The sequence below is a fragment of the Sneathiella sp. genome (assembly GCF_036960985.1).
In the GTDB taxonomy this organism is placed as follows: Bacteria; Pseudomonadota; Alphaproteobacteria; order Sneathiellales; family Sneathiellaceae; genus Sneathiella.
The window spans coordinates 47076-72986 of the sequence record NZ_JBALWD010000015.1; the positions used below are offsets into that span (position 1 = coordinate 47076).

The 25911-nt window shown below is 45.0% G+C and carries 25 protein-coding genes; 7 read left to right on the forward strand and 18 right to left on the reverse strand.

Going from position 1 to position 25911, the window contains the following annotated elements:
- Positions 1-78: 78 nt before the first annotated feature.
- The 6 genes from V7723_RS10710 (at position 79) to V7723_RS10735 (ending at position 5928) form a co-directional block, all read left to right on the forward strand.
- A complete protein-coding gene (locus V7723_RS10710; protein ID WP_335684459.1) occupies positions 79-867 on the forward strand; it encodes a hypothetical protein in 789 nt (262 codons plus the stop codon).
- Positions 868-1496: 629 nt separating this feature from the next.
- Positions 1497-2192 carry a hypothetical protein gene (locus V7723_RS10715; RefSeq protein WP_335684460.1) on the forward strand — a complete coding sequence of 232 codons (696 nt, stop codon included), beginning with the start codon at positions 1497-1499 and terminating at the stop codon, positions 2190-2192.
- A gap of 94 nt (positions 2193-2286) precedes the next feature.
- Complete coding sequence (locus V7723_RS10720; protein ID WP_335684461.1) at positions 2287-2535, forward strand: helix-turn-helix transcriptional regulator; 249 nt, start codon at positions 2287-2289, stop codon at positions 2533-2535.
- Between the two features lie 203 nt (positions 2536-2738).
- Positions 2739-4001 carry a hypothetical protein gene (locus V7723_RS10725; RefSeq protein WP_335684462.1) on the forward strand — a complete coding sequence of 421 codons (1263 nt, stop codon included), beginning with the start codon at positions 2739-2741 and terminating at the stop codon, positions 3999-4001.
- A gap of 241 nt (positions 4002-4242) precedes the next feature.
- Positions 4243-4857: a hypothetical protein gene (locus V7723_RS10730; RefSeq protein ID WP_335684463.1), complete on the forward strand. Its 615-nt coding sequence runs from the start codon at positions 4243-4245 to the stop codon at positions 4855-4857.
- A gap of 87 nt (positions 4858-4944) precedes the next feature.
- A complete protein-coding gene (locus tag V7723_RS10735; RefSeq protein WP_335684464.1) occupies positions 4945-5928 on the forward strand; it encodes a hypothetical protein in 984 nt (327 codons plus the stop codon).
- 146 nt (positions 5929-6074) lie between these two features.
- Here V7723_RS10735 and V7723_RS10740 read toward each other — a convergent pair whose 3' ends face one another.
- The 16 genes from V7723_RS10740 to V7723_RS10815 all read right to left on the reverse strand — a co-directional run bounded on the left by V7723_RS10740 (position 6075) and on the right by V7723_RS10815 (position 22105).
- Positions 6075-7220 carry a tyrosine-type recombinase/integrase gene (locus V7723_RS10740; protein ID WP_335684465.1) on the reverse strand — a complete coding sequence of 382 codons (1146 nt, stop codon included), beginning with the start codon at positions 7218-7220 and terminating at the stop codon, positions 6075-6077.
- Positions 7221-7786: 566 nt separating this feature from the next.
- Complete coding sequence (locus tag V7723_RS10745) at positions 7787-9667, reverse strand: SEL1-like repeat protein (RefSeq protein WP_335684466.1); 1881 nt, start codon at positions 9665-9667, stop codon at positions 7787-7789.
- Positions 9668-9752: 85 nt separating this feature from the next.
- Positions 9753-10709, reverse strand: coding sequence for a tetratricopeptide repeat protein (locus V7723_RS10750; RefSeq protein ID WP_335684467.1), 957 nt, complete (start codon positions 10707-10709; stop codon positions 9753-9755).
- 36 nt (positions 10710-10745) lie between these two features.
- Positions 10746-11414: a hypothetical protein gene (locus V7723_RS10755; protein WP_335684468.1), complete on the reverse strand. Its 669-nt coding sequence runs from the start codon at positions 11412-11414 to the stop codon at positions 10746-10748.
- A 13-nt stretch (positions 11415-11427) separates the two neighbouring features.
- Positions 11428-12369 carry a type II secretion system F family protein gene (locus tag V7723_RS10760; RefSeq protein ID WP_335684469.1) on the reverse strand — a complete coding sequence of 314 codons (942 nt, stop codon included), beginning with the start codon at positions 12367-12369 and terminating at the stop codon, positions 11428-11430.
- A 10-nt stretch (positions 12370-12379) separates the two neighbouring features.
- Positions 12380-13342 (reverse strand): type II secretion system F family protein, encoded by a 963-nt coding sequence (locus tag V7723_RS10765; RefSeq protein WP_335684470.1) that lies wholly within the window; start codon positions 13340-13342, stop codon positions 12380-12382.
- A 9-nt stretch (positions 13343-13351) separates the two neighbouring features.
- Complete coding sequence (locus V7723_RS10770) at positions 13352-14779, reverse strand: CpaF family protein (protein WP_335684471.1); 1428 nt, start codon at positions 14777-14779, stop codon at positions 13352-13354.
- A 16-nt stretch (positions 14780-14795) separates the two neighbouring features.
- A complete protein-coding gene (locus tag V7723_RS10775; RefSeq protein ID WP_335684472.1) occupies positions 14796-15986 on the reverse strand; it encodes an AAA family ATPase in 1191 nt (396 codons plus the stop codon).
- A 12-nt stretch (positions 15987-15998) separates the two neighbouring features.
- Positions 15999-16631, reverse strand: a complete 633-nt coding sequence (locus V7723_RS10780) for a TadE/TadG family type IV pilus assembly protein (protein ID WP_335684473.1) — start codon at positions 16629-16631, stop codon at positions 15999-16001.
- Positions 16628-17191 carry a TadE/TadG family type IV pilus assembly protein gene (locus V7723_RS10785; RefSeq protein ID WP_335684474.1) on the reverse strand — a complete coding sequence of 188 codons (564 nt, stop codon included), beginning with the start codon at positions 17189-17191 and terminating at the stop codon, positions 16628-16630. Before V7723_RS10785 ends, V7723_RS10780 begins: the two co-directional genes overlap by 4 nt.
- On the reverse strand, positions 17188-18666 hold the full coding sequence (locus V7723_RS10790) for a pilus assembly protein TadG-related protein (protein ID WP_335684475.1): 1479 nt from the start codon (positions 18664-18666) through the stop codon (positions 17188-17190). The genes V7723_RS10785 and V7723_RS10790 overlap by 4 nt, the downstream gene beginning before the upstream one ends.
- A 36-nt stretch (positions 18667-18702) precedes the next feature.
- Entirely contained in the window at positions 18703-18963 is a 261-nt protein-coding gene (locus tag V7723_RS10795; protein ID WP_335684476.1) for a hypothetical protein, read from the reverse strand.
- Between the two features lie 10 nt (positions 18964-18973).
- On the reverse strand, positions 18974-20458 hold the full coding sequence (locus V7723_RS10800) for a type II and III secretion system protein family protein (protein WP_335684477.1): 1485 nt from the start codon (positions 20456-20458) through the stop codon (positions 18974-18976).
- Positions 20459-20500: 42 nt separating this feature from the next.
- Entirely contained in the window at positions 20501-21523 is a 1023-nt protein-coding gene (cpaB, locus tag V7723_RS10805; protein ID WP_335684478.1) for a Flp pilus assembly protein CpaB, read from the reverse strand.
- 91 nt (positions 21524-21614) lie between these two features.
- Positions 21615-21815: a Flp family type IVb pilin gene (locus V7723_RS10810; protein WP_335684479.1), complete on the reverse strand. Its 201-nt coding sequence runs from the start codon at positions 21813-21815 to the stop codon at positions 21615-21617.
- 101 nt (positions 21816-21916) lie between these two features.
- Complete coding sequence (locus V7723_RS10815) at positions 21917-22105, reverse strand: Flp family type IVb pilin (protein WP_335684480.1); 189 nt, start codon at positions 22103-22105, stop codon at positions 21917-21919.
- 618 nt (positions 22106-22723) lie between these two features.
- On the opposite strand from V7723_RS10815, the gene V7723_RS10820 reads away from it, so the two are divergent.
- Positions 22724-22864 (forward strand): hypothetical protein, encoded by a 141-nt coding sequence (locus tag V7723_RS10820; RefSeq protein ID WP_335684481.1) that lies wholly within the window; start codon positions 22724-22726, stop codon positions 22862-22864.
- Positions 22865-23492: 628 nt separating this feature from the next.
- Here the strand turns inward: V7723_RS10820 and V7723_RS10825 are convergent.
- A complete protein-coding gene (locus V7723_RS10825; protein ID WP_335684482.1) occupies positions 23493-24371 on the reverse strand; it encodes a glycerophosphodiester phosphodiesterase family protein in 879 nt (292 codons plus the stop codon).
- Positions 24372-24502: 131 nt separating this feature from the next.
- Complete coding sequence (locus V7723_RS10830; protein ID WP_335684483.1) at positions 24503-25753, reverse strand: OprD family outer membrane porin; 1251 nt, start codon at positions 25751-25753, stop codon at positions 24503-24505.
- Between the last annotated feature and the right edge of the window lie 158 nt (positions 25754-25911).

Genomic DNA, 25911 nt, shown 5'->3' on the forward strand with positions numbered 1-25911 from the left:
ACTTGAACACGGCATCAGAGCATTGCAACCTGCGCCAAAATAGGAGATGCTATATCTTTCCCAGAACTGGAGAATTCATTGGGTGAAGGTGAAATTAAAAGAAATAGGGTACGGCTTGCACCATTGGTTCGGTTGTCCTTGTCCTTTGACAGGGAATTAAACCTCGATGATAATCAGGCTTTCAACAAGGAGTTTTATCACAAGTACATAGAACGACACTTAGAAGCTGAAGCGAAACTAAACAAAACCTTACGCGCCTTGTTGATGGTTAATACCATTATGTTTCTCGTTTTGAATGGACAAGATTGGACAATACCGTTTGCTAAAGTTCAAGTTTCCAAAATCCCTGCAATACAAGAAATATTGCTCTTTTATTCATCAATGACATTCTTTTTCGTGTGTTCGACTTTTGTAACAAAACAGTGTTACTCAGTGATAATAGACCAATGCGGAAATCGGATTGTGAATAACGATCGGGTTGATCCAGATTTCTACAATGCGGCTTCAAAATACTTCGAGTTTTTTTTAAAATTGTACCGTCCCAAGCTAAATATTTGGGGGATTGATTTTTTCAAGCATGGATGGGGCTTTACGGTATTTTCACTGGTGATCACTCTCATCTTGTTAACTGTTGTGATGGTTATACCTATCGTGCATATTGTCCTGATCGTGGTTGCTTCAATGCAAGCTTATCAAACTGACTGGAATGAATATGCAAAGCTACTTCTTATCGGTTCTGTTGTCCTGATGAATTTTGGTGGTCTAGCTATGGTTTTTGGAATGAATAAAAACTTCGATTTCTTTGAAATCGAACATCCAGCCGAACAAAAAACTGAATCCGAGTTGAAGAAAACTCCGCCTGATTAGGTAGTCTAAATGGTCATGTGTGGATGCCACATAGGCACCGATTCCGACATTTGCAATCTATTCAGCAAACGGTCGCTAAGTCCGCATAGCTGCTTATCAACTTATCAAATTAAGCGTCTTTACGCGAATGTCAGCTTTGGAGAAATGCAAAGCGTAAAACATATCGGGCTCGAAAGTCGGCTGTTGGCCGGAAGTACCATTGCGCAAAGCTATGTCGTAGGTCTTAAAAGGGCTCAAATTAGCCTTTCGCTGCAAGGTGCATGGATGTCCGCTTCTGGCACTTCACGGAAGTTTAGGCCTGAGTCATCTAACGACTGCGACACGCTCTTAAGCCGACCTTATGAGTAAGGTACCGTTGAGCATTGTATATAATTCCGCAGCCGTATCGTATCGAAACATATTACGCAACGAAAAGGCACTCCCTACGTAACGTATCGTTACGTAGGAGAGGGAATGACAACTCAGATATTTCTTTCCGCTCATAGGCTCAAACCCCTTACGCTTCTTTCTACATCTATCCCTAAGAGAATATCTACGCCTGTTCCCGCCATGAGTTTATTTTTCTACTCGTTTCCGCTACGGTGCGTTTTCTCTGTAATGCTCAAATTTCTAGTAAGGACTTGGTTGGAATGGATAATTGGGAAATCTGGAAAACGGGCGTTTATCTGGCCGAGGCCGATACTCACTTCGGTGATAAGGAGACGGTAGAAAAGTATAATCAGAATTATACGGCCCCTTCATTTGTAGGTGTTCTGGAAAGAATGAAAGAGAATGCAGAGATCGGTCTGGAAGGCTGGGATATTTTAAAGGATGTTGCGCCACCGGTAAACCCGACCCGCAAGATTGCCGATGACCTGAGAAAGAAGTTGAAAGCGGCTGTCCTACGTAACGTTAGGAAGGGTGTATTGATTGGCTATGGCTTTTCAGTTCCAAGGCGTGCCGACGACGAACCGCAAAAAGTGCCCGACGATCTCTGGGGTGTCTATTCTTCCTTTTCATCCGACAATGTTTTGAAATCCGATAGTCTGAAAATGGAAAAGGTGCGTGTCGTGTATGTGGGCTGGTTGAACAAAGTAAATTCAGAAGCTCCAAAACTAGCGGGTAGACCAACGCGACAGGACCATATCGTTGAAGCATTCGAAACACTGGCTGATCAGGACCTGATCGATTTTTCCAAGCCCGCTACTGCTTGCCATGATCTCGTCCGTCAATGGGTTTTAAAGAATTATCCCAATGAGGAGAACAGCGACAAGGGGTTGGGCACAAAAGCGATAGCGAAGCATATCAATTCATTGTTCAGGCAGTATAAAGCGGCCTGTCTATAAACTATAAATCCCCTACCTATTTATAGCATTATTAATAGCCAATAGTTTCCGTCAAGTTACCTCCATTGACACACTCAACGTTTATGGAGGTCTTATGACACATACAGTTATCAAAGAACAATCAGCCGAATATTATGACGGTTTAATCAACGAGAAGCAGGCGGCGGAATTTCTCGGCTATTCGGTCCGGGCATTGCAGAACTGGCGGGTGCGGGGAGGCGGACCTCGCTTTGTCCGCATCTCCGCCCGCTCCATTCGTTACCGTCGCCGCGATCTGCTGACATGGATAGAGGAGCGGACAGTGGTGAGTACCTCGCAGCCGTCTCCGTATCTTGCGGGCTAAGGCTTTTCGGGATGGTGTGGTGCTTGAGGGCTGCAGCGGTTGCTGCGTCCCTCACTGTCCGGTTCCCTCTTCAAAACCGTTAAAAGCTTCTCCGGCGCGGAGCGCACCAACTATCAACTCATTCAAATCAACATCCGAAAACCCAAAAGGGGGGTCCTCGTAACACCCCCCTCTAGAAATTCCTGGCGTACTGGAGCGTAACGATGAATATCCGAAATTTATATGCAGGCTTTGATACCCTTGAAGTATCGTTTCAAGGCGCATTACCGAGAGAAATACTGGACGAGATGGAAGAGGAGAAAAAGATCGCCACAGATAAAACCGAAAACCAATTGATCACAATCGGACCGGGACAAGTAGAAGGCCATATCGGTCAAAGCGGTATGAAGGGCGGATACGCCTATACTTTCAGCACAGGGCCACTGGGCGAGCTCTGGAGCTTCAAGAATAACGCCAATGCCAGCGAGTGGAATATTGGCGTCAAGGTTTATGCGGAAAGCTTGGCCTCCTATCCCTATTGGGAAATCAAGGAACGGCTTTACCAACGATTAAAGGATATGGGCTGTATCTATGGCAAGGAAAGCCTGCGCCGTGTCGATTTCGCCATGGACTTCCTGATGCCGGAAACCTTCACAGTGTCCATTGATCAATTCGTGACACATCACCGCTCCAAAATATCGCCGTACCTGAAACTGGAAGACGTAGAAAAGGATACGGGAAACAATGACGGCACCTATGTATTCAGGGGGGGGCGGATTGAATCCGTCACCATTGGCAAGATGCCAGGGCGGCAGGTGATTGTCTATGACAAGCGAAAAGCGGCTCTGGACCTTGGAAAGCTCTTCTGGTTCAAGATTTGGGACATTGATCCGAAAGACAGAACGCAGAATGTGTGGCGTGTCGAGTTGCGAGCGGGAAAGGCGGAACTGAAGGAAAAGTGGAACATACGCACTTTCACAGACCTTGAAAATTCCATAGGCGATGTTTTTGCGCATGCAGCGTCAAAAATCCGTTATCACAATGAATTCCAGACAGATGCCAATGTCTCAAGGCAGCAACAACATCCCTTATGGGATGCCGTACATCTATGCCTGAATAAAAAACTGACGGAATATCGGTCGGGCCTGCTTCCCAGTCAGATCAAAGAGGTTATCGCAAGCCAGCAGAAGGAAATCTACATAGGCCAAATGATGGGCCTGATCGCAGGACTGGCAGTGATCGAAGGGATGGAAAGGGAAGAAATCCTGAATGGCTTGCCGGATCAGATTGCGCAGACTATCTCCAACCGGTTACACGATCCTGAAACGACCTTTTTTGAGAGTATGGAAAGGTCTCAGAAACGTTTGGTCTTTATCGCGGAGCCACAAATGGAAAGGTGTGTCAATCAGGCTGTACTTCCTCGCGAAAGTCATCCAAAAATATTGGAAGAACGGTTTCAAAGCCTAGCTAATCTTCTCTTCCACTAAGTTTGTTCTCATGTCAGATAGGCCTTAACGAAAGCCTGTTATACTATTTTGTAAAATGTCTATTTCTTGATATGATTGCATGGATTAGTGAAATTAAAAATACGAGGCTTTCTTTGGAAGAAACATGGAAAGGCTTAGGTGATCAGATTGATCAAACAGTTCATAAGAAAATCAACGAGCCTGACGGTAATAACGTGCAAATTTAAGACTACCAATTTTAAACCAATTTTTTGGAGTAACGGTGACACACGAATCTTTGGATAGACAGCAAATTGAAATACTGGTGCAACAAGATCCGAGCTTTGCTGGATTAGATATTTCCAGATTTAGCACGGTTTTTATGGTCCAGTTTCTACAAATGTTGGCTGGACGCACAATAAATGTCCACCAAATGATGGGCGAGATTAGGTTTATGGAGGAAAAAGGACAACCAACTCAGACAAAAAATGCCTTAATGTTCAGACATCCTCCCTTAAAAGGATTAATGAAGAAACATTTCACAGATGCTTCTTTCATTGTTAAAAATATTGGTATTCACTTTGGTTTGCAAAACAATGGAAACAGAAAACTGGATCAGTTAATAGAAAAAGCATTCCGTGAAAACACTTCTGGGTATGTGGACGACCAATTCATTGGTTGTCTAGCGGATGGCATGACAATGAAAGCACTTGAAGCTAGGGCGAGTAGAAAAAATTTGACAGGAGAATGGATAGTTTTTCAAAAGGACAAGGGCAAATATTATTATCTTACACTTGCGTCACATACTGAAGACGATGAAACCATTTATGGTCGAGTTTGTGATAGCTATGAAGTGGATTTTCCATTTTTAAGAAAAACTAGTGATAAGCAATATTAAAGGATATTTTTCTATTTCTATTTATAGTTGTTTCATACTATCATAATCTGCAAATAACTACTGTTGTAAACACGTTAGGAGATTGGGATGGGCTGGAAAGGGACTATTCGTTCGTTGGAAGCCGCGGCAAATAGAGCCGATAGAAATGCGGAGCGTAAAAGGAAGCAAAATCAGAAATTGCAAGCCCTTGCTAACGATGCAGCAAGCGTAAAGGCGTTTGAGGAGTATTTAAATCAGATAACAGGTCTTCATAGGCATGTTTCTTCTCAAAATACATACAATTGGAGAACCAAAGATCCTCGTGTGCCGGAGAAACCAACTAATCTGAAAAAGAATGAAAAGCGAGCACAGCAAGAACACGATGGCTTTATACCTAGTTTATTTCACCGACTATTTGGATTAACAGAGCGGAAAAAGAATAAACTGCAAGGAAAAGTTGCAGAAGCCAGAGAACATGACGAAAAAATTTTTGATGAGCTCAAATCGAAATATGAGGAAGATTATAGTAATTGGGAAATTCGTAATCTAATTGAGAATGGAAACCCAGATGATCTAAACAAGGCATATTTTAAGATTCTAAAAGAGAAAAATACCTTTACTAAAATTGGAGACATAGGTTCGTCTATCTCGATATTCTTAGAGGATAATGGTAATTTCTTCGCAACCGTTAATGTTCATGGTGACGATGTTATTCCAAACGAGAAATATACACTCCGTCAAAGCGGTACATTGTCGACAAAGAATATGCCGAAAGGCGAGTTCAATGAGCTTTATCAAGATTATGTTTGCAGCTGTGTTCTGCGAATTGCATTAGAAATATTTGCACTAGTACCTATTGAGAAAGTACTGATCAATGCGAATGATAATCTATTAAATCCTAAAACAGGCCATTTAGAAGAGCAGACGCTACTTTCAGTTTTAGTCGTAAAAAGAACAATAGAGCAGTTGAATATCGAAAACATAGATCCTTCTGACGCTATGGAGAATTTCTTGTGTAATATGAAATATACAAAGGCGAGGGGATTTTCTCCGGTCGATCCATTGTCAGAAATACAAGATGTGAATACCTAGTTGATACGGTTTAATAATAGATAAGATAAAAAAAGTTGCGCATTTTATGGTCTGTGAGGGCATGGTTTTTTGACCCTGTCCTGCATTTCGTGTAAGTGCCTCCTTACCTCTTCATTTAGGAATTACAATATCTATAGTTCTAGGGGCTATTCAAGTTTGATTTTCATAATGTTTGCGGCTTCCCTCAGCGGATCATCCGCCAGATGCGCATAGCGTTGCGTTGTCTGCGGCTGCGTATGTCCTAACAAACGTCCCACAATAGGTAAACTTACACCGCTCGATACAAGGTGGGAGGCAAACGTATGGCGGAGGTCGTGGATTCGGACGTCGGCGAGGTCTGCGGCTTCTCTGACGCCTTCCCAGAAGTGTTTGATATCGGTAATTGGTTGGTCGGACGTGTCGCCGGGGAAGATGTAGCTCATTTTGGACGGAGCATCATTAAGCCAATCTTTCAGTATTATTAAAGCATCCTCTGAAAGAGGAACATGTTCAGTTCGTTTCTGCTTGGTGGTATGGGCCGGTTTTGACCAGACGCCGCGTTGTAGGTCAAAATCTTCCCATTTTGCCTTCATAAGCTCTCCGCGTCTTGCTCCTGTCAAAATGAGGAGCCGTACGATTGTTACAGCGCGTTTGTTAGGATGATGTTCCAGCACTAAAGCAAGGCGTTTCAATTCGTCTTCTGACAGCCAGCGGTCACGCTTGTGTTCGGGAAATTTTTGAACACCCCGGACCGGGTTTTTATCGCACCATCCCCAGCTCTCCGCCAATGAGAACAGCTTCGATAACAAAGCGCGAACGCGGTTTGCGCGATAGGGTGTTTTCTGAAGTCTGAGAATAACCTGTTCAATGTCTCGCTGTCTGATTTCTCGCACCTTTCTGTTGGCGAGTTTTGGCAGAAGAATTTTGTCGATTGTCGCTTGATCCGTTTTTATTGACGCTGGGCGCTTATTGGGTTTGGCGTGACGCTCCATGTAGTCCTCTGCCAATTGGGCAAAGGTGGGGGCTTTTCGTTTTTGTAATTTCTCTTCTGCCGGATCGTTGCCTTTGGCAACGTCGCCAAGGTGTTCTTTAGCTAGCTGTCTGGCTTCCTCAGCGGTAATGGTTCCGTGTTTACCAAGCGTGAGGCGTCGGGAGCGACCGTCGTTTCGGTATTGGACCAGATAGCTTTTTACACCAGTCGGCTTGATGCGAATGCCAAATCCCTTAATCTCTTCATCCCAGAGCATTATATCCTTTTCTCCGGGCTGCGGCAGGGGAGCTGAATCGACAAATCTCTTTATTAGTTTTGGCACTGTAATTTCCTTGTCAGCCTAATTGCTAACCTCAAGACGATGAGCTCCGTTTCAGAGTCAGGAAATCTTCGGGTAAGCATTAGGTAAGCACTTGAACGGATAATATAGCGTATGTTGTACGGCTCGTTTCGTAAAGGCAATTTCTTTAACCATATGAAAAGTAATGTAAAATGTGGTTCGTGAGTAGACTGTCGAAAACCATGATGTTCATTATGAAAGAGACTTCTAATCAATAGGTCGCACGTTCGAGTCGTGCCGGGGTCACCATTCACAACAATGGCTTACTGTTAAATTGGTGAGCTATTTTTTCTGTCGATAATCCAATCATTTTACATCCTTTACTCTTCTAATGAAACCGAGGGAGTACGGTTCAGTTCATGAGATAAAGATATAATTCTATGGTGCGGAAGTCTGTGCTGGCGGCTCCGTGGTATATATGTGCAAAGGATTGGAGAATAATTTAAGATTCGTGAGAAAGCCAAATATTGGCCTCGCGAATAGCTCAAACAAGTACTTTCGTAGTGGATATCGAGATTATGTCTGGGCGTTGCTGGTGAGTTTTTTCTCTAACAATTTTTGAAATTGCTTTGTACGCAATTCCTAGTTCTTTGTCTTGCGTCTGTAAATTGAGCGACAGTCATCTGCGCTTGTAGAACTTTTAAATTTGCGACACCATCTTTGTTCCCAGACGCGGCAGAGAAACTCCACCACATATGCGCAGCTGAAAAATTCTGAGTAACACCCTTACCTTCGTAATATTTTAGTCCGAGATTATATTGAGCGGGCTCGTAATTTTGCGCTGCAGCTATCTTGTACCATTTGATAGCCGTATTATTTTTCTGAAGTGCGATCTGGCTTCTGTCATATAAAGAAGCAAGATTGTACTGACCTTCGGGGAGACCTTGATCCGCGGCTAAACGATACCATTTTGCGGCGATATTATAATCTTGCACTACGCCAAGACCGCTATCATACATTATTCCCAAATTATATTGAGCGGCGGCATGGCCATGCGCTGCCGCTTGACTGTACCAGTGAATGGCTGTTTCATAATCGACTGAAGTACCTCGACCAGCATGATACATTGAAGCCAGATTAAATTGTGCTCCCGGATGATCATTATTCGCTGCTGATAAATACCATTTTCGAGCCATATCATGATCTAGCACAACATCTTGGCCACGGTCATATTTCAAACCCAGATGAAACTGAGCTTCGGGTACTCCCGCCTCTGCTGCCAAGTGATACCAATGCAGTGCGGATTTTTGGTCCTGTTTTTCTGTTTCGTACATGACAGCAAGATTGTATTGAGCCAGTACATCCCCTTGTCTTGCCGATCGTGTGAACCACCTAATCGAAGCGCCATGGTCTTGTGTTACTCCTTGTCCAACATGATATAAGGAAGCGAGACTAAATTGTGCTTTACTAACGCCGGATATTGCAGCTTTTTCATACCATTTGGCGGCCGTTTCATAACTTTTTTCGACATTTTGTCCAAAATGAAACTTCTGCCCTAATTTATACTGTGCGTTCGCGTGACTCTGCTCTGCAGCAAGGGTTAGCCATTTAATCGCCGCAGCATAATTTTTGTGCTCGGAACGTTCTGTATCAAGCAAAATGCCAAGTTGATATTGAGCGCCCGCATTTCCGTTTTCGGCTGATTGACGGTACCAGTCGATGGCTTTCTGAAGGCTTGACGGAACTCCGTATCCGTTTTCATTTATGTACCCTAAATTGTACTGTGCTTCCGTATTTCCCGCCGTTGCCGCTCGCGTAAACCATGTAAGAGCTGTGGCATAATTTTGAGGGCGGCTTTTTCCGTGCAAATAAAGGCGCCCCATATTGTTCTGTGCAATGCCCAGACCCTGTGAGGCAGAGATTTCATACCACTTAAAAGCTGCCTTAAGATCACGGTTTTCTTCATGTCCATTCTCATATATATGTCCAAGATTGTTTTGCGCTTCTGCGAGTCCCTGCGCTGCTGCGCGGTGATACCAATTAAGGGCCATTTTCTCGTCTTTTCGAACACCTTGTCCGGCCTCATACATTGTGGCGAGGTTATATTGCGCGTCTACTAAGCCTTGTTCAGCCGCAAGACGGTACCATTTTGCGGCAACCCTATAATTACGCGTAACACCGCGGCCTGTGTCAAACTTCAGACCAATGTTATATTGTGCGATTGGATAACCTTGTCGAGCCGCAAATCTGTACCATTTAACCGCTTTTGGATAATCTTGCGGAACGTCTTTTCCTATATCGTAGATTGCCCCAACGTTGTTTTGTGCCGTTGGATCACCGCGTTCGGCTAACGGCATCCAGATGTCCAGTAGGGAACGATGTTGCCTATTTTGTAAATCTCTTCCACTAGTCTTCGAATTCGCCGTTGAAGCAATCAAGGAGACAGATAGTGCGAAGAATATAGCAACAATTACATGTATTCTGATCATCACAATTTATCGTTCCGGTTTTGACAATGTAGGAGGCCAACCTTTCAGGCTTAGGAATTGGCCTGAGAAAGAACTGCGGCCAGGTTTAGCTAGTCTGAGCAGAAGCAAAAATGCCACCTTCCGTGCCCTTTTTGTACTCAGGATATTGCTCGTGAAGTATCCTCAGGTTTTTGTGCGCTGCCTTATGGTAACTTGGGCTCAACTCAATTGCCCGAATGAAATATGCTTCAGCATTTACGAGGTCTTTGCGTTGTAGGGCAATATAACCCACATTATTTAAGGCCTCGGCCCAGTGTTTTTCCTTCATGCCAGATAGAGCATTTAGATATTCACCCTGCCAGGCGAGTGAAAAGCGCAAGTTTGTCTCCGCAATTTTTAGTCCTGGGTTAATTTTCAATGCCCTGACAAACTGTTTTTCAGCTTTCGCATAGAGTTTTTGGGCCATGTAGGACATTCCCAGATTATTATATACGGCACTTGAATTTGGATTGAGTAAAATAGCTTTTTGGTAAGCGACTTCAGCGTCCGCAAATTTGTGACGAGCGTCATGTACTATTCCGAGGCCATTCCAGGCGCGCCATAGTGTCTCGTCTAACTCGATAGCTTTGGCTAACTGAATCCGTGCCTGTGCAAGATCCCTGACGGCGAGATAGGCTAAACCGCTGCCTTGCCATGCCCGGGCTGACAATCCCTCATCCAGAAACAATCCACTATAAACTGAAATCGACTGGCTTGCCCGGTTCGTCGCAAGATATAACTCACCGATGCCATAGCGGGCCTCGACATTGTCCGGTTGTAATTTCAATGCATTGTGAAATAGAGTTTCTGCTTCAGCAAAATATTTTGCTTGGAACGCAATATTTGCACTTTCCAGTGCCTGTTTTGCTTGTTGTTCTACTTGCTCCGGATCTAGGAGTTGTACCGCTGTATCAGAAGGTTCTACTTCTTTTTCTGCTGTTGTAGCGGTACAACCTGCAAGGGCACTTGATGAAAGAAAGAATACTGTTATCAAGCCGCGTATCTTAAAAAATTCTAACAACATTTACATCACCTTTTCTGAGTTACGGCGCCTAAGAAATTAATTTTCTGTTGAATTTCGAACAATAAGAAGTGGATTTATCTTCAGTCGAATAATAGCGTTTTCATATGTTGGATTCAGTTTGGTATTCAGCATGTAAACAGAGTTGGACATCCGTTCCAAAGATACCCTATCGATGGTCTCCACGGGCTCCAGAATATCCTCGACGATCTCTATAGATGCCTTCGAAACTGCAGCTTCTTGTTGTATGGTTTGGGTAGCTAGTTCCAGGTTGGATGTCGCGACATCTTCATACTCTTTTACTTTTCGCGCTGTCTCAAAATAGGTGATCGCCTGCTTTGGGCGCCCTTGCATCAAATGAAAATAGCCAAAATTATTCAGTGTAAGTGCGGAATCTGTATCCAGGAGTATGGCGTCACTAAAAGCTTGCTCCGCCAAATCTGGTCGATTAAGGCGTTGATAAATTATGGCAACAGCATTTAGGCTATCAATGTTGTCGGGGTCTTCCAATAGTGCAAGTTTGAACTGATTGAGAGCGAGCCCGTTGTAGCCTTTTTCAATATAGTATTTTCCGCGCTTATAATGATCAGTTACCGGAATGTCTTGTTCAGAGGTCAAGGTTAAATCAGTCGAAGGTGCGCCGCAGCCTGCAAGGGCTAAAACAAGCGTAACCAACACTAGCTTTGAAAGGGTTTTAGAATTTGACATTATGTCCTCCATCTTAAAAAAGCATACTATTGGCAATTCGGATAATAGCTGGTGTCATTATGACTAGCATCAATGCCGGCAATATGAACAAAACCAACGGAATTGCCAATTTAACTGGCAGTTGGTGAGCTTTTTCCTCGGCCCTTAATACTCGTTTTGTTCTCATTTCATCGGCATGGACGCGAAGCGCCGTTGCAACACTTGTTCCGAGGCGATCCGTTTGAACGAACAAAGCGACGAAAGACCGAACGTCGTCAGTAGGTATGCGCTTTCCGAACCGCCGAAATGCTGCTTCGCGACTGGTTCCGGCTCGGAGCTCATGGCCGATGGACAATAAGTGTTGTGATAATAAGGGGTGAGCACGGCCAATTTCGCGCCCAACCCGTTCGAGGGCACCATCGAGACTGGCACCAGCCTCCATGCTGACAAGAAGCATGTCCAGAGCATCAGGAAAACTATGTTCGACTTCCAACATACGCTTTGCTTTACGGCGGGAGAGAAAGAAATTTGGTAACATGAAGCCGATAAGTGCATTCCCTGCGCTCACAGCGAGCACCATTTTGATGTCAACTGCGGGGAAAAACATTGTTATTCCAAAATAAGTCGTAAGCGCCATAATTGAAGCGCATCCGATTTGAAATATTGTGTAGTAAATGGGTGCATATTCGGCGGTAAATCCGGCATCTGAAAGAGCAAGACGCAATCCACCTTTTTGTTCCAACAGGAGCTGCTGCGTCAATTCATTCTCGCCACCTCTACCGCGACCGAAGGTTCCTTGAAAGTCCGCTGCATTCTGTTTAGCAGTTCCCCGTAGGCGACCGTCTATTGGATCCGCACGCGTAAAAAAACCAGCGATTGACAAAATCAATAGCGAAACGCAAATGAATACCAAGATCAGCAAGATAATGTCCGTCTGGGAGCTGAGGAATTCTTTGAGCGTAGTGATGATTTGCATCTTAAAACCCCTAAACTTTGAAATTTACCAATTTAAACATGATGTAATTACCCATCATAAGCTGACATAAAGCGCCGATGAGCATAGGCCAGTAAAGATCGTCATTACTGACACCTAAGAAATACTTCGGACTCAGAACTGATAGCCCTAGGAAAACAATAAATGGTAACGCCGAGACGATGTAAGCCGAAAACCGGCCTTCAGCAGATAAAGAACGTATGCGCGCGAACATCCGAACACGGCCTCGCATAATTGCTGCGAGCCCTTCTAATACTTCCGCCAGATTACCGCCGGTCGCGTGTTGGATCTCGATTGTCACCACCATATATCTTATGTCGGGATGACGAACGCGTTCCGCTAAGTTCGTCAACGCTTCACGAAGGTCATTCCCGTATGTCATCTCGTCTACAACAAGGCCGAATTCGCTCCCAATGGGATCCGCCATTTCATTCGCAACTAAACTCATTGCCGCATTTATCGGATGACCCGCTTTCAAACTTCGGACAATCAGATCAAGTGCATCTGGCAGCTGCCGCGAAAAGTGACGCATTCTAAGACGCGCTTTGAATTTCAAGTAAAATAACGGAATCGCGGCACCGACCACAACGCCGATTGCAACGCTGGAAAGCCCATGGATTCCAAGCAGGAGAGTGGAGATAATGAAAGTAGCAAATCCGAGGAGGAGCATGATCATCGATATTTGAAATGTCGATATAGTCAATCCCGATTGAGTAATAAGATTGTCGAGCCTAGGTAAAAGGTTTTTGAAACGGGTAGCTATGTGACCGTCCTGCTCCCGGCGAAGGATACTCATGACCTGCTCATTCGAAAAATTACCGCAATGCATAACCAATCGGCGATTTATTTTTTCTTCCGGTATCCCTTTGACTGAAAGATAATAATAGTAGGCGCCTTGGATCAACAGTAGGGTGCTGACGAACATTCCGAGCAAAATTAAGAATTTGGAATCCATGTTATCCCCCTACGCAAGCTGATTGTTCGGTGCAAAAACAGATGCAGGAAGGCTCACGCCCATCGCTTCAAGATTTTCGCAGAATTTGGGCCGGATACCCGTGGCGATATAGTTGCCGTGGATATTGCCATCTTCATCCGTCGATACACGATCAAACTTGAAAATTTCATGCATACTAATGATTTCACCTTCCATACCGGTGATTTCCTGTAAGCTCATTATCCGACGGCTGCCGTCATTGAGACGGGAAAGCTGCAAGACGACGTCAATTGCTGAAGCGGCCTGTGCACGAACGACATGAAGCGGCAAACTCATTTCAGCCATGCTGACCATATTTTCCAAGCGCGACAAGGCGTCACGAGGGGAGTTGGCATGAATTGTCGTCATTGAACCTTCATGTCCGGTATTCATTGCCTGCAACATGTCAAAGGCCTCGCTGCCACGAACCTCACCAACAATTATTCTATCCGGCCGCATGCGAAGAGCGTTTTTCACTAGTTCTCGCTGTTTGATTTCACCTTTACCCTCAATGTTGGCGGGACGTGTTTCAAGCCGCCCGACATGAGATTGTTGGAGCTGAAGTTCTGCAGCGTCTTCAATAGTCAAAATTCGCTCATCGTCGTTAATATAAGTCGACATCGCATTTAACATGGTGGTTTTTCCGCTACCGGTACCGCCAGATATCAGGATGTTCATTTTGCTCTTAACGATGGCCTCGATTACTTCGGCCATTTCACGGGTCATGGCGCCAATATCGATGAGCTTATCAATGCTGAGAGGAATCCGTGAGAACTTGCGGATGGAGAGCAATGGGCCGTCTACTGCAAGCGGCGGAATGATTGCATTCACACGTGAACCGTCAGCAAGCCTGGCGTCAACCATGGGTGAGGATTCATCGACACGACGTCCAACCCCCATGACAATTTTTTCAATAATCCGTGTAAGATGTCGCTCGTCTTTAAAACGTATAGGTGTTCGTTCAAGCCGACCATACCGTTCTACGAATACATTCTCATGGGTATTGACCAATATATCCGCAATGGTGTCATCTTGAAGAAGAGGTTCAAGCGGACCAAGACCAAGGACCTCATGGAGTATTTCCTCAACAAGTTGTTCTCGCTCAATGGCACTGATGGCAATCTCCTCGTCATCAAGCAGGCCGCGCACAAGCTTTCCGGCATCCCTTTTGAATTGGTCTTCAGGGATTTTGTCAATGATACTTAAGTTCATGATTTCTAAAAGTCGTTGATGCAAGTGAACCTTGGTTTCCAGGAAACGGCTACCAAAGCTACTACGTCCAATGATTTCAGCTACGCCAGCGGGGGGCTTGGGCGTGGCTGTAATCAGACCAATTTTTTCAATGTTTGTGGTGGGGGCCTGCTTAAAACTTAAAGTAGCCACCGTTGCCGAGGAGAAATTTTCATTAAATGCTTTCATTACAGGTCTCCCGCTTTCAAGATTGGCCTAATTGTGGTGTTAATCGCAAATCAATATTGTGGAGGCAGGATATCGTCAATTTATCGATCTGTTTCTCGATAACAGTGCGGTTCTTCACCATCGGAATTAGTTCGCCGAGATCCTGAGACTTGCTGACAATTTTGTAGTCATTGGGTACAAAATGGTCGATTGAATGGTGAAGCGCTTCTTCCGCCTTTTTGACAAAACCTCTTGTTCCTAGTGTTTTTTTCTGCCGGTTCGCAATTATATTTACAGCCTCGTCATCAAGGCCTTGGTTCACCATCATATCGAGAATTCGTTTGGATTGACGGATAGCCTTTACTGAGAGTTGCATAACCAGATTTACAGAATCCGAGTTAGAGAGAACGATATTCGTCCACATTGTCCACGGCATCGGGAGGTCAATTACGACATGATCAAATTCTTCTGCCGCGATATTGATGATTAGCTCCGCCACCTGCGGTGTCATTGCCTCCAATGGGATAATTTCTTCTGGTGCGGGTAGAATATAAAGGCCCGAGCTATGCTTTGACATTACGGATTTTAGGTATTCACCGTCCATTCGATCGGCATTTTCAATGACTTCCTGAACCGAATGTTTCTGATCGAGGTCGAGAAACAAAGCAGCATTGCCAAATTGCAAATCGAAATCCAGATAGCAGACAGATTTCTTTTCCCGGTTCTTTTTGTTTCCCATGAGGCTGTAAGCTGTCTGCAGGGCAACCGTAGTCGCTCCGCAGCCGCCGCCGGCCTTCATAAAAGAGAAGACTTTTCCTTGGCCACTATGGGTTGTGGACGTTGTATCAAGATGCGTTACCGCTTCATCCAGAACATTTATCAGATCTTCCTGAGTGATGGGCTGGGGAAGAAAATCAATCACACCGATGCGCATAAGCTTTCGGATATTCTCAATTCGAATATCGCTGGAAGTAGCGATTACAGATACACCATTACCGCGGCTTTTAATCACTTGAGCAAGGGCATCGATTTCATTGTCATCGTCAAAATCTATTTCGACCAGTATAATACTCTGCTCGTTGCTTTGCATAAGCGGATTCATATTATTTTCGATAGATCCGACCGACGTGAGGCAGCGAAATCTTTGCGTATCTTCTAACAAACGAAGAATATCCGTATTGATATCGTGGGATTTCACCAAAGTGCTGAATGTGAATCTTTTCGTCATTTTAAGGTACTCCTAACCGCTGGCTTGATCTTCGCCCGTCAAAGTAGTGTTCATGGCGGGCATATTGATTTGTGGTAATTGGAACAGATTATTTAAGACATAAAAATCATATGGGAAATTGCGAATACTGAGAGTCACGGCTGGGACAGCGCCATTGGGCCTTCCAGCAAATCCGAGGCCGACATCGGCATAGGAAATCGTCAAATTGTTGGCCGTTAAATCAGGATTATAGACCTGTATCCGGGTGACAATCGCATCAAATGCGGTTTGGCTTACATTTCCCATGCTAATGGCCGCCGAGCATGAGGCGACGCAGGTGCAGCTAACGGCAGAACCATCTGATGTGCAATTAGCCGTTGGGATTTTCACTGATGATCCGGCGCAGGATTGGCCATAATCTGCGCTTGAGGCATTAAAGCAATCAAACGACGCTAGGTCCGTCAATATGTAGTCAGAAACGACGGCAGTGCGTATGCCTTCCTGAAGGCCTTTTTCTGTTTTAATCCATTGAAAATAGGCGAAAGCGCCGTCCAATGCACCGAGTGTCAAAGCAATGCATATCAGCATCACCAACGAGAACTCTAGTGCGACAGTTCCACATGTATTTTTCCCAAACCTGGATAATGAGTTAAATAGGTTCATCATTCGGAAATTCCCAACTGATTATGGCTTGCCTTTAAATGCATGTTCGTCATCGACAGCAGAGAAATGCCAGACCCCACATAAGGAATATTAGTCGAAATTGTTACAACAGGAAGTAGCGCTTCGCCATAACAAGCAATGGCTTCCCCCGCGCCACCACATAAATTATCTGCATTGGTATTTGATAAGCAGCTGACGGCAATGCTGACCGTGTTATTGGCCGACCAATAATCAATTAACCGATTACCAGGGACAGCCGGAGAAAGTCCGATTTTTCCGGTCATCGCAAGTTGTCGGGCGGTTGTCTGATCAGCAGCAGCTATTCTTGATCCCGCCACTGATGTGCAGTCGATTGGGACACGTGCGAGAAATCGTCCGCTATCTCGAATGGATTTAGTAACAACTTGATAGTCTCTGAATGCTCGAACAACATCGATAGCTCCGAAAGTCAGAATAAGGAGGAGGGGCGCCAATAGCGCCAGTTCAACAGCGGCGACGCCGGAGGTTGAGCGCATCAGTCTGAGGCTTTGCCTTTTCAGGCTATATTGTAATTCTGTACTCATCTGTATAACTGCACCAGGTCATGCAGCACGCCATCAAGGGCACCTGGAGAAACCTCCCGGATCATCTCAACAACAAACTCCATTTTCTGGTTCTTGGTTTTTTCACATTCGGTTGGTGTTTCCCCGCCGCCGCCTGTGCATGTTGCGGTTCCGGATGGAAAATCTACCGGCTCTGTCAAAAAGACCTCCATATAGGTGACGACTTCGACGTCATCGGTGTTGCCCGCGACATTTTGGTCAAGACAATTGACGACAGCCATCACGAAAGTCCGCCGATCTCTAGGATCAGTGGCGGGTACATTGCATGTGGGGTTACCGTTTTCTACGCCGGTAGCATTGGGGATATTATTTGGAGTATCGATCTCCCACCGATAAACCTCATACCGGGACATGTTGGGGTTCGGTGGAGTGACGCCTGGATGGTTTATGGTAAAGTATTTGCCAATATCCCAAATTCCATCACCCACGCGTGCACAGGACGCGTCGCTATAACAGGTATCTCTTGGGAATTTTGTTAATTCCGGAGCACCATGATCGGCCAGGTTCCATGGTTCAAGATTTGGACAGTTTGGATTCCCGCCAGTATCTTTCCAACCTTTTGTCACATTCAGGGCCGCGTGATAATTAGGATCGTTTTTCTTAGAACCGAAAAATGGATTATCATACATGTCGAAACGCGTGTTGAGCGCATTTCTAACACCATTGGCCTGACCGGGACGGATATCGACCGTTGCCGAATAACATCCACTGGCCGGGCGTCTATGGCCCAGAAGTTCGGCGATGCATTTCGATCCTTGCCCGCATGTTGGACTGTCTAGCAAGCCAAAAGTTCCTGGGGCCATGCCGGCGCCGGGTCCTGTATATTTGGCAATATATTGTGAGCCCGCCGGAACAGAAAAAGCTGTGTGGCTGGCTGTTTCATCCGGGTTGCACATCATCAGAGGCGGAATTTCGCAAATCACCTGGGTGTTTCCAGCTGTTGCCGCCCGGACGGCTTTACTTGTATCGGGTCCGCCGAGAATCCCAATCAATGCGTTTTCGACTGCGGTCGAGCTGGCCGAAACCTGAACAAAATTGGCATCTGCATCAGACGTTGCGACGACATTTCCGATCAGGTTACTATAAAATGTGATGGTATCGATGTTAACCGGATGGCTATCGGTTCCAGCGTTCAAGGCCCCCAAAGCTTGGCTATTTGTGAAAAGCTTGTCATTGATAGCCGTTGTCGCACGGGCGCGAGATCCGGGCTGGCCATCCAATTGGTAGGCTCCGGCCAAGGCCGCGGCATCAACATAAGATTGGGTTTCTGTACCCGTTACAAACAGCCGACCAAGGTCAAGTGTCAACGCTCCGACACCGGCAAGAACCAGTAACAGCAGGCCAATATAAACAGCGATGGCCCCAGACTGATCACGGCGAAAGTCGCGAGCGATTGTCTTTAACGCATTCAATTTATATTTTCCTGCTTTATTCATGATAAGTTTCCTCAATATGAAGATTTAGAATTGAAGCTATTCTTCACCAATAGAACTGGTGGATTCTGTTGACGGGGGTATTACATTGCCCGTTTTGTATCGGTCCATCGCCAGACCGGCCCGGTTTCCGTTCATGTCTATATCCTTCACCGCCGCATATTTGGGCGGTATGATATGAACGGCTGTGTTTTGATTGACGGCGTCGCCAAATCCTTCGTTCAAGGGGCCTTTGTTGCTGCTGCATGCGGTTAGGCCAAGAGAAACAATAGCGATCGCGGAAATAATTAATGTTTTCATTGCTCTATCCTTACTTAATTACGTAGCCGAATTTACCTTCAATGCCGCCATCTCCACGATCGGAGAGGATTTGACGACTACTTGGTTCAGGCCTCAATCCGGAGCTTTCAGCTTCGGTTTGACCATTGAGGAAAATATCGAAATCCGACGGTGGAACGAAATAGTCCGTTGGTGCAGCTAGTGAACCGGCGAGGGCTGGTTGGACCAGATATGGTGTAATGATAATTACCAACTCGGATTCCTCTTGAGCAAAATCACTACTGCGAGCCAGGGCACCCAAAATGGGAATATTTCCAAGACCTGGTATCTGATCGACAGTGTCCTTGAAGTTCGATTGCAAGAGGCCGGCAATGGCAAAAGACTGGCCTGCCCGTAGATCGACAGTAGTACTCGCCCGGCGAACAGTCAGTGACGGAATTTCAAAACCGCTAACCTGCACCGTGTTTTGCGCGAGCTGACTGACTTCTGGTGCGACGACGAGGTTAATTAACTCGTCATCAAGTACAGTTGGTGTAAATGCAAGTTTTACGCCGAATTCCTTATACTCGACGGTAATTGCTGAACCGGCACCATCTCCGTCCTGGGCGACTGGTATTGGAAATTCACCACCGGCAAGAAAAACGGCCGTTTCCCCGGAAAGAGCAATCAGATTTGGTTCGGCCAATGTTTTGACGACGCCTTTTTCTTCTCCGGCATCGAAAAACAGGTCGAGTAACGTATCTCCAATCGAAAAGCCGACAGCCCCTGATAGAAAGCCTGGGTTTAGCAATTGATCAATGACGCCGACACCGGCACTAATACCGCCCGCCGCGTCTCCGCCGTTGAAGAGGAAGCCTACTCCTGTACTTACATTTTTAAGAGTGCTTCGAGACACTTCGGCAAACTTCACTTTCAGCATTACCTGTTGTGATGCTTGAACGCCAATAAGATTGGTGACACTATCCGGCGCATATTTCTCGGCAATGGAAAGAATTTTATCAAGCTTCGCGGCGTTTGAGACCACACCTTTAAGAATAATCGTCCCATTAGCCGTGTAAATTTCGACGACTTCGTCAGGCACCAGTTGATTGAGTTTGGCTTTTAGACTTTCAGTATCAAACGTCACTTCGATATCAACAATGCCAAGAAGCTGTTTCTTTTTCCCATAGACAGCCAAACTTGTTGTTCCAAGGGACTTACCCAGAATGTAAACAGTTTTGTCCGTAAGTGGTAGAACATCAGCGATTTCAGGGTTGCCGACTAGAAGGTCTGCAAACGGCACGTCTACTTTAAGTATACGCGACTTATTGATAGGCACGCCAACAGAAGTATTTTCACCGCCACGACCGATTTCAGATAGGGATAAGTTGACCCTTGAGGCTTGAGCTGCGGATGTGACGGACGCCATCTGTGTTGATAGCATTGCACCGAACAAAACCGCACCTAAAATACCTGGTATCCATTTTCTGGCAGTCGTGGTTCTCTTTACTCGGGTTTCAATATAAAATGTAAACATCTGTTCATTCCCTAACTAATAATTGATCGCTTTAAAACGTCTCTAAATACGTTTCTCTGGCGTTGCCGAGGGTGAGGTACTATTTTCCGACAATGGTTTAATCGGTACTGTGGCATTCGGAGTTAAGGTTCGAGGGGCACCAGGCGTCGCTGAAACGATGCTTTTGGATGTGCTGTTTTTTTCCTCTATGACTTTGACTGTTTCCGGATCGAGCGCCCGCATAATTCTGATGTTCGCGAGGTTATCCTTGCGGGGGCGGACAGATTTAGTTTTTGTAGATGTCGCGACAACCTTTGCCGGAGTTGCGGGCTTAAGGCCACTTGCGCCGTCTGTATCATTGCCTTCGCCCGAAGAAAGATCGCCCAGTCGCATTGCCCGACTTGTCGAAAGATCGGTATTGGAGCGATTGCGTAGCGCCAGACTCAGTGTTCCGACACTTGCGCTCAATGCCAGTTTCTGAGCCTGGGCAGGGGAAACTTCAAGGGTGACCGCTTCCGCGACTTTTGGATTATCTTTTTCGTTGGAAGATGTCTGGTCGATCGCCAGGACGCGTACATTCTGGATCAGAATATTCGTCGTGGGTTGTTCGTTGATTGCTCTGGTCAACAGGATGTCAACGCGATCACTGGGCAGGACAAAACCTGCCACACCGAAAACATCATTCACACGAATGGTGACGGCACGCATGGTTTCGTCAATCACCGCAGACAAAGTTGCACGTCCGCCCGGATCCGATATTTTTGTTTCCAGAACCGGTTCATTCAACTGAATTGCCTGGAGAACAACCCGCACATCTTTATCACTGGTCAACTCTTCAACAGTCGAGAAAGCCCCGACAGGAATATCGCCGGCCGGCCACGGAATTACTTTAAGATAGTTAGCCGTGATACGACGACCAAAGGGCATAAGTTCATTGGCAACGACGATTGTCGCGACGGGTGCCTTGGCGTCTTCAGTGACGACGACTGTCTTGATCTGACTGTCTAACCATCCACGAGCAAGCCAAACGGCTCCTCCGGCGGCGACGAGGGCGAAAAACAGCATAAAAATTGCACGGCCCTTCATTGTACTTCTCCAGTATAATAGTTTGCGCCAACCATAAATTGGTAGGCTAAAAAAATTAAATTTAGATCAAATCGTATAAATTCTTAAGTACTCAACAGACAGCTGTCGGATCTAAATCTTGCGCCATATCACAAAAGGAAACGCCAATTGCGTCACCGAGGGCGATTGCGCCAACCACTACCACCATGCCAATAACGGCGACAAGCAGTGCATATTCAACCATCGTTGCGCCGCTGTCGCACTTCAGGAAAGAGACGACCTGGGTTTTGGTGGCTTTGATATTTGCAATCATGGTTTTTCTCCGAATTTCTAATTCATAATATTAAAAAATTAGAGGTGGTTTGAGAGCCGGAAAATATATTCTCCGGCTCTCAATTTTAGAGCGGTTTTTGTTTATGGACAGTTAGTGGTAGTAGGGTCTCCGGCGCAGGTTGCCGCGTCAGAAAAGACACCGTCAATATTTGTGCCGAGTGTAACGCCACTGAGAATGACAACCATGGCGATCACTGCAACTAACAGGCCATATTCAACCATAGTGGCACCGGATTCGTCTTTGCGGAATGAATTGAGTAGTTTAATCATAATGTATCCTTTTCTTACCAGCTTCAAAAATAAGGGGTATACAATCTCGTTAATCGAGCCCCTGTTACTCTCTCAGTAAAAATACGCGGGAGAGAGAACCTCTTTCTGCCATTGTAAATCCCTATAAATAAGATCCACGCGACACTTTTATGTATTAGTAATGGTAAAACTATGAAAAAAGTATTCTATATTAACTATATTTGTTAGTATCCATTAATACTTATTAACTAATTAGCCCTTACCATGTTTATCTATAGTTAGTTTTCAAAAAATTATATGTATTAGTGTTTCCTATTACTACGGTTCTATTTTTTTATCTAATTAGCAAGGAAGAATTAAAGAATTTGCGTAAAATTGTACGAAAATTTATTAACGGTTTTGGTTAATTTTCGGAATTTATAGTTAATTTTACTTAAACGAGAAAAACATATATAGTAATACTTATTTTAATTGAGAGTTAACCATACGTGTTAATACTACTTATAGTTAACCGAAAATTGATTCGAATCAGGTTTCCCTTACGTCGAATCAACAAAATTCTCGATAAATAGGTGCTTGAGGTGCTGGTTAGTAAAGGGTTTTAGGAAAAATCTACTGTACAAACCACGAGCAAGTCTGTTGATAGCAACTGATGTCATTGTTGCTGGTTACTACGTCTTTATAGAAATCGACAAGCGCATCGCGAACCAAGCGCGTTCTCAAGCCGATAAAGTTAAATGGGCTTGCGGCGGCGGCTTCTGTCAGAAAGCAGATCATTGACCCAAACTGTCCATTCTGTCATGTGGCGACGTAAGCTCTTATATTTGCAATGACCGTATGAATAAAATTTCCCTTATGTTGAATGAAATAAATACTGATGACCCATCTAGTTAATGAGTAAATGAAATGATGCGTGTCAGGTCATCCTTTCTGCCATTATCTCAGCGGCTTCCCGCAATGGATCGTCCACTAGAGGCGCGTAGCGTTGAGTAGTTGCAGGGTTGGTTCGGCAGAGGTTACTACTGAACGCCATATTTTTTTTAATTCAACAATTGGTTTGTTCGGTTTTCGGCCTGGAAACACGAATTCAAACGCCACGCCTATGATTTCGTGGTAAAGGAGCAATAACTCATTAGCGGCTCCAGAGAGGAGCAGGTGAGGGCTAAATACTGCCAGCCTTTTTGACATAATCTTCAATATTGGGTGGATCTCAGTGAAGTCTGTGTCGGGTGGAACGTGACTTAATTAGATAACAGATTTTCCGTCGCAAGGGAAAACGTGCTGGCTGGTGAATCCAAAGTTTATACCATCGCCGATTTGCTGCTGAAATTACCGTTTTTCGAAACTCCAAAACTCCAAAACTTAAAACAAGTTGTAAATTTGATGAACGATGCTGAGCAGTGAAGTTTTATTGGTTTGTGGGTTGCATTCGTAAAATCTGACGCGGGGAATCAGTGTACATTGCATCTACTCCTAATTTTTCGGCAATCCTGTAGTCTTTTTCTGTATTGATACCAAATAACACGATTTTCGCGCCCGGTGCTTTCTGGCGGGTACATTCCACGCTTTTTGGTGTCCACAAATGAAAATCTAGGGTCGTCTGGCCGCTGCCCAATACAAATTTTTCAGTGACAACCATGGTTCGGTTCAATTCAAAGCCAATCCAAAGGCTGGCGCTGTTATGTAGGCACACCTGCTGATTAGCGACTGCCAGCAAACGTTTGCGGCTTATAGATCTATCTTCGAAAGTAACTGCATCTGGTTTAAATCGATGAAACGATTTTAGATGCTCTGAGTTTGTGGAATAGAAAACAAGGCGTGACCATTGCTTTTCGTCAATAGTATCAACAAGTGCTTTAATGAGGGGTTTTGCGGGTAGCGATTTCAAATCAATTATCAGAGGAATGTCCGATACTTGAGTGAGCACTTCCGCTAACGTCGGTATTTCCAAGTTATAGCGTCGATACGGGTATTGTCTTTCTGCCGCAAAATTCCAGCCCGCATTTAGGCTTTTGATGTATTTTAGATTTTTGTTGCCGATGGCTCCAACACCATTTGTTGTGCGCGAAAGGTCTGGTGAATGAAACACAACCGGTATGCCATCACGTGTCAATTGAACATCCAGCTCGATCGCGTCGACACCAATGTCTTTGGATTCTTGAAAGGCTAGTAAAGTGTTCTCTGGCCAGTCCGAAGCCCCGCCGCGATGAGCAATTATGAGCGGTTCGGCGGAAACCGATGCGCTAAAAGAAATCGCGCAAAGAATTGTTAAAGCTAGTCTAAGCATGGAAGGAAAAACTCCCGTCCTATTTTTATCCGAATGTCGCCTTTAATAACTAACTGGAATTCAATTGGCAGCATTGGGTTTATGTATTTCGTGAAAATGTGATGTCTGTATTTGGCACCGATAATCCGTCTCTAATATTTAATGGAATAATTGACAATAACTCGATTTTCTACCGAATTGTACGTTTCGCTAGATTTTACATACCCATTTATCCATGAAAAAGACAAGTCGGGAAACATGGGTGGGCGGTAGGTGAAAACAAAATCCCGTTCCCATTCCGAACCCCGTCGGCCATCATTTCGCTTAATGTTATGACCGGATGTATATCGAACCATCGACGTCAGACCTTCAACAAAGTCTTTCAAGTCATAATCGAGGCGCACGATATAAGTGCGTTCCCCGCCGCGGTCGAAGTCAAGGCGTGTAACACTATGCCATGTCTTGTAACTATTCTCATCATTTACACCACCGTCCCAAGAAACCTGGTGGCTATCGCCACTCACATTCTGGAAGCCGAGAGTAAAACGCGCATTGTGGGCACTTAGATGCCCAACAAGGCTTGTCAGGCTGGAGTAGTAATCGGGGCCGACATTTGCGACTGCACCGTCTCCAACTGCCCATCCAAAATACTGATGTGCATCGAGCTTTAGGGTGTAATCTTCGTTGAGCTTAATGGGGTACTGGACGTCTAGATAAGCTCGGCTCATGACATTATCTGCATATCCAGCGGAGGCTTCCATGAATAACGAGTTTTCGAATCTGTGTTTTGCGCCAGCAATATAAACCGTAAAGTCGTCGCCATTGTTATCTTGATATTTGTTAAATTTGGTGATTGTCTTCGGCGAACTCCTGTCTGTTGCCAAAGCATATACGGTTGTCTCCCTGATGTTATAAGTGAGGATAGCAGCTTGGGTTGCAGCAGGTGTTCCTCTGTTGTGTAGGTCATTCTTCAGGGGGTAAGTCAGCTGCTTCCGACCGAAAATTAGATTTCCATTTTCGGGTAGTTTGAAATCCAAATTAATTTCACCGAGTTTCGCATAGGAAATCTGGCCGCCGTCAGGCTGGTCTTGTAAAAGCCCTGAACCACCTTTTCCGTCCTTGCCAACCAATTTAAGGTTGGCAAAACCTGCTGCATAGAGGCTGACGAAATCATTGAGATAGGGAGAATTATAGTAGAGCATCAGACCTTGCGTGAAAGCAACTGAATCCGCGTTCCCTTGATCTTTGTCTCTATTGAAATAATATGTTCTTAGTTTGATTTCGAATTCACCAACATCCGTTGCCAATGCGACGGGAGGGAGAGATATCAATGTTATCGGCAGAAGTAATACTGCGGTAAATAGATGTGGAAAGAACCGTTGGATCGGTTTTTTATCAGCCATCAATTTGTCCAAAATTGGCTATGTTTTGAAATCTACAATTGACATGATAGAGCAAAGACTTATCGGCCTGCACCTTATTTTTGGATTTATTGGACACCGGCTTATTTTAGCAGCTATCCAAGTCTGCTATTGGTAGAAAAAAAAGACCCGGGAAATTC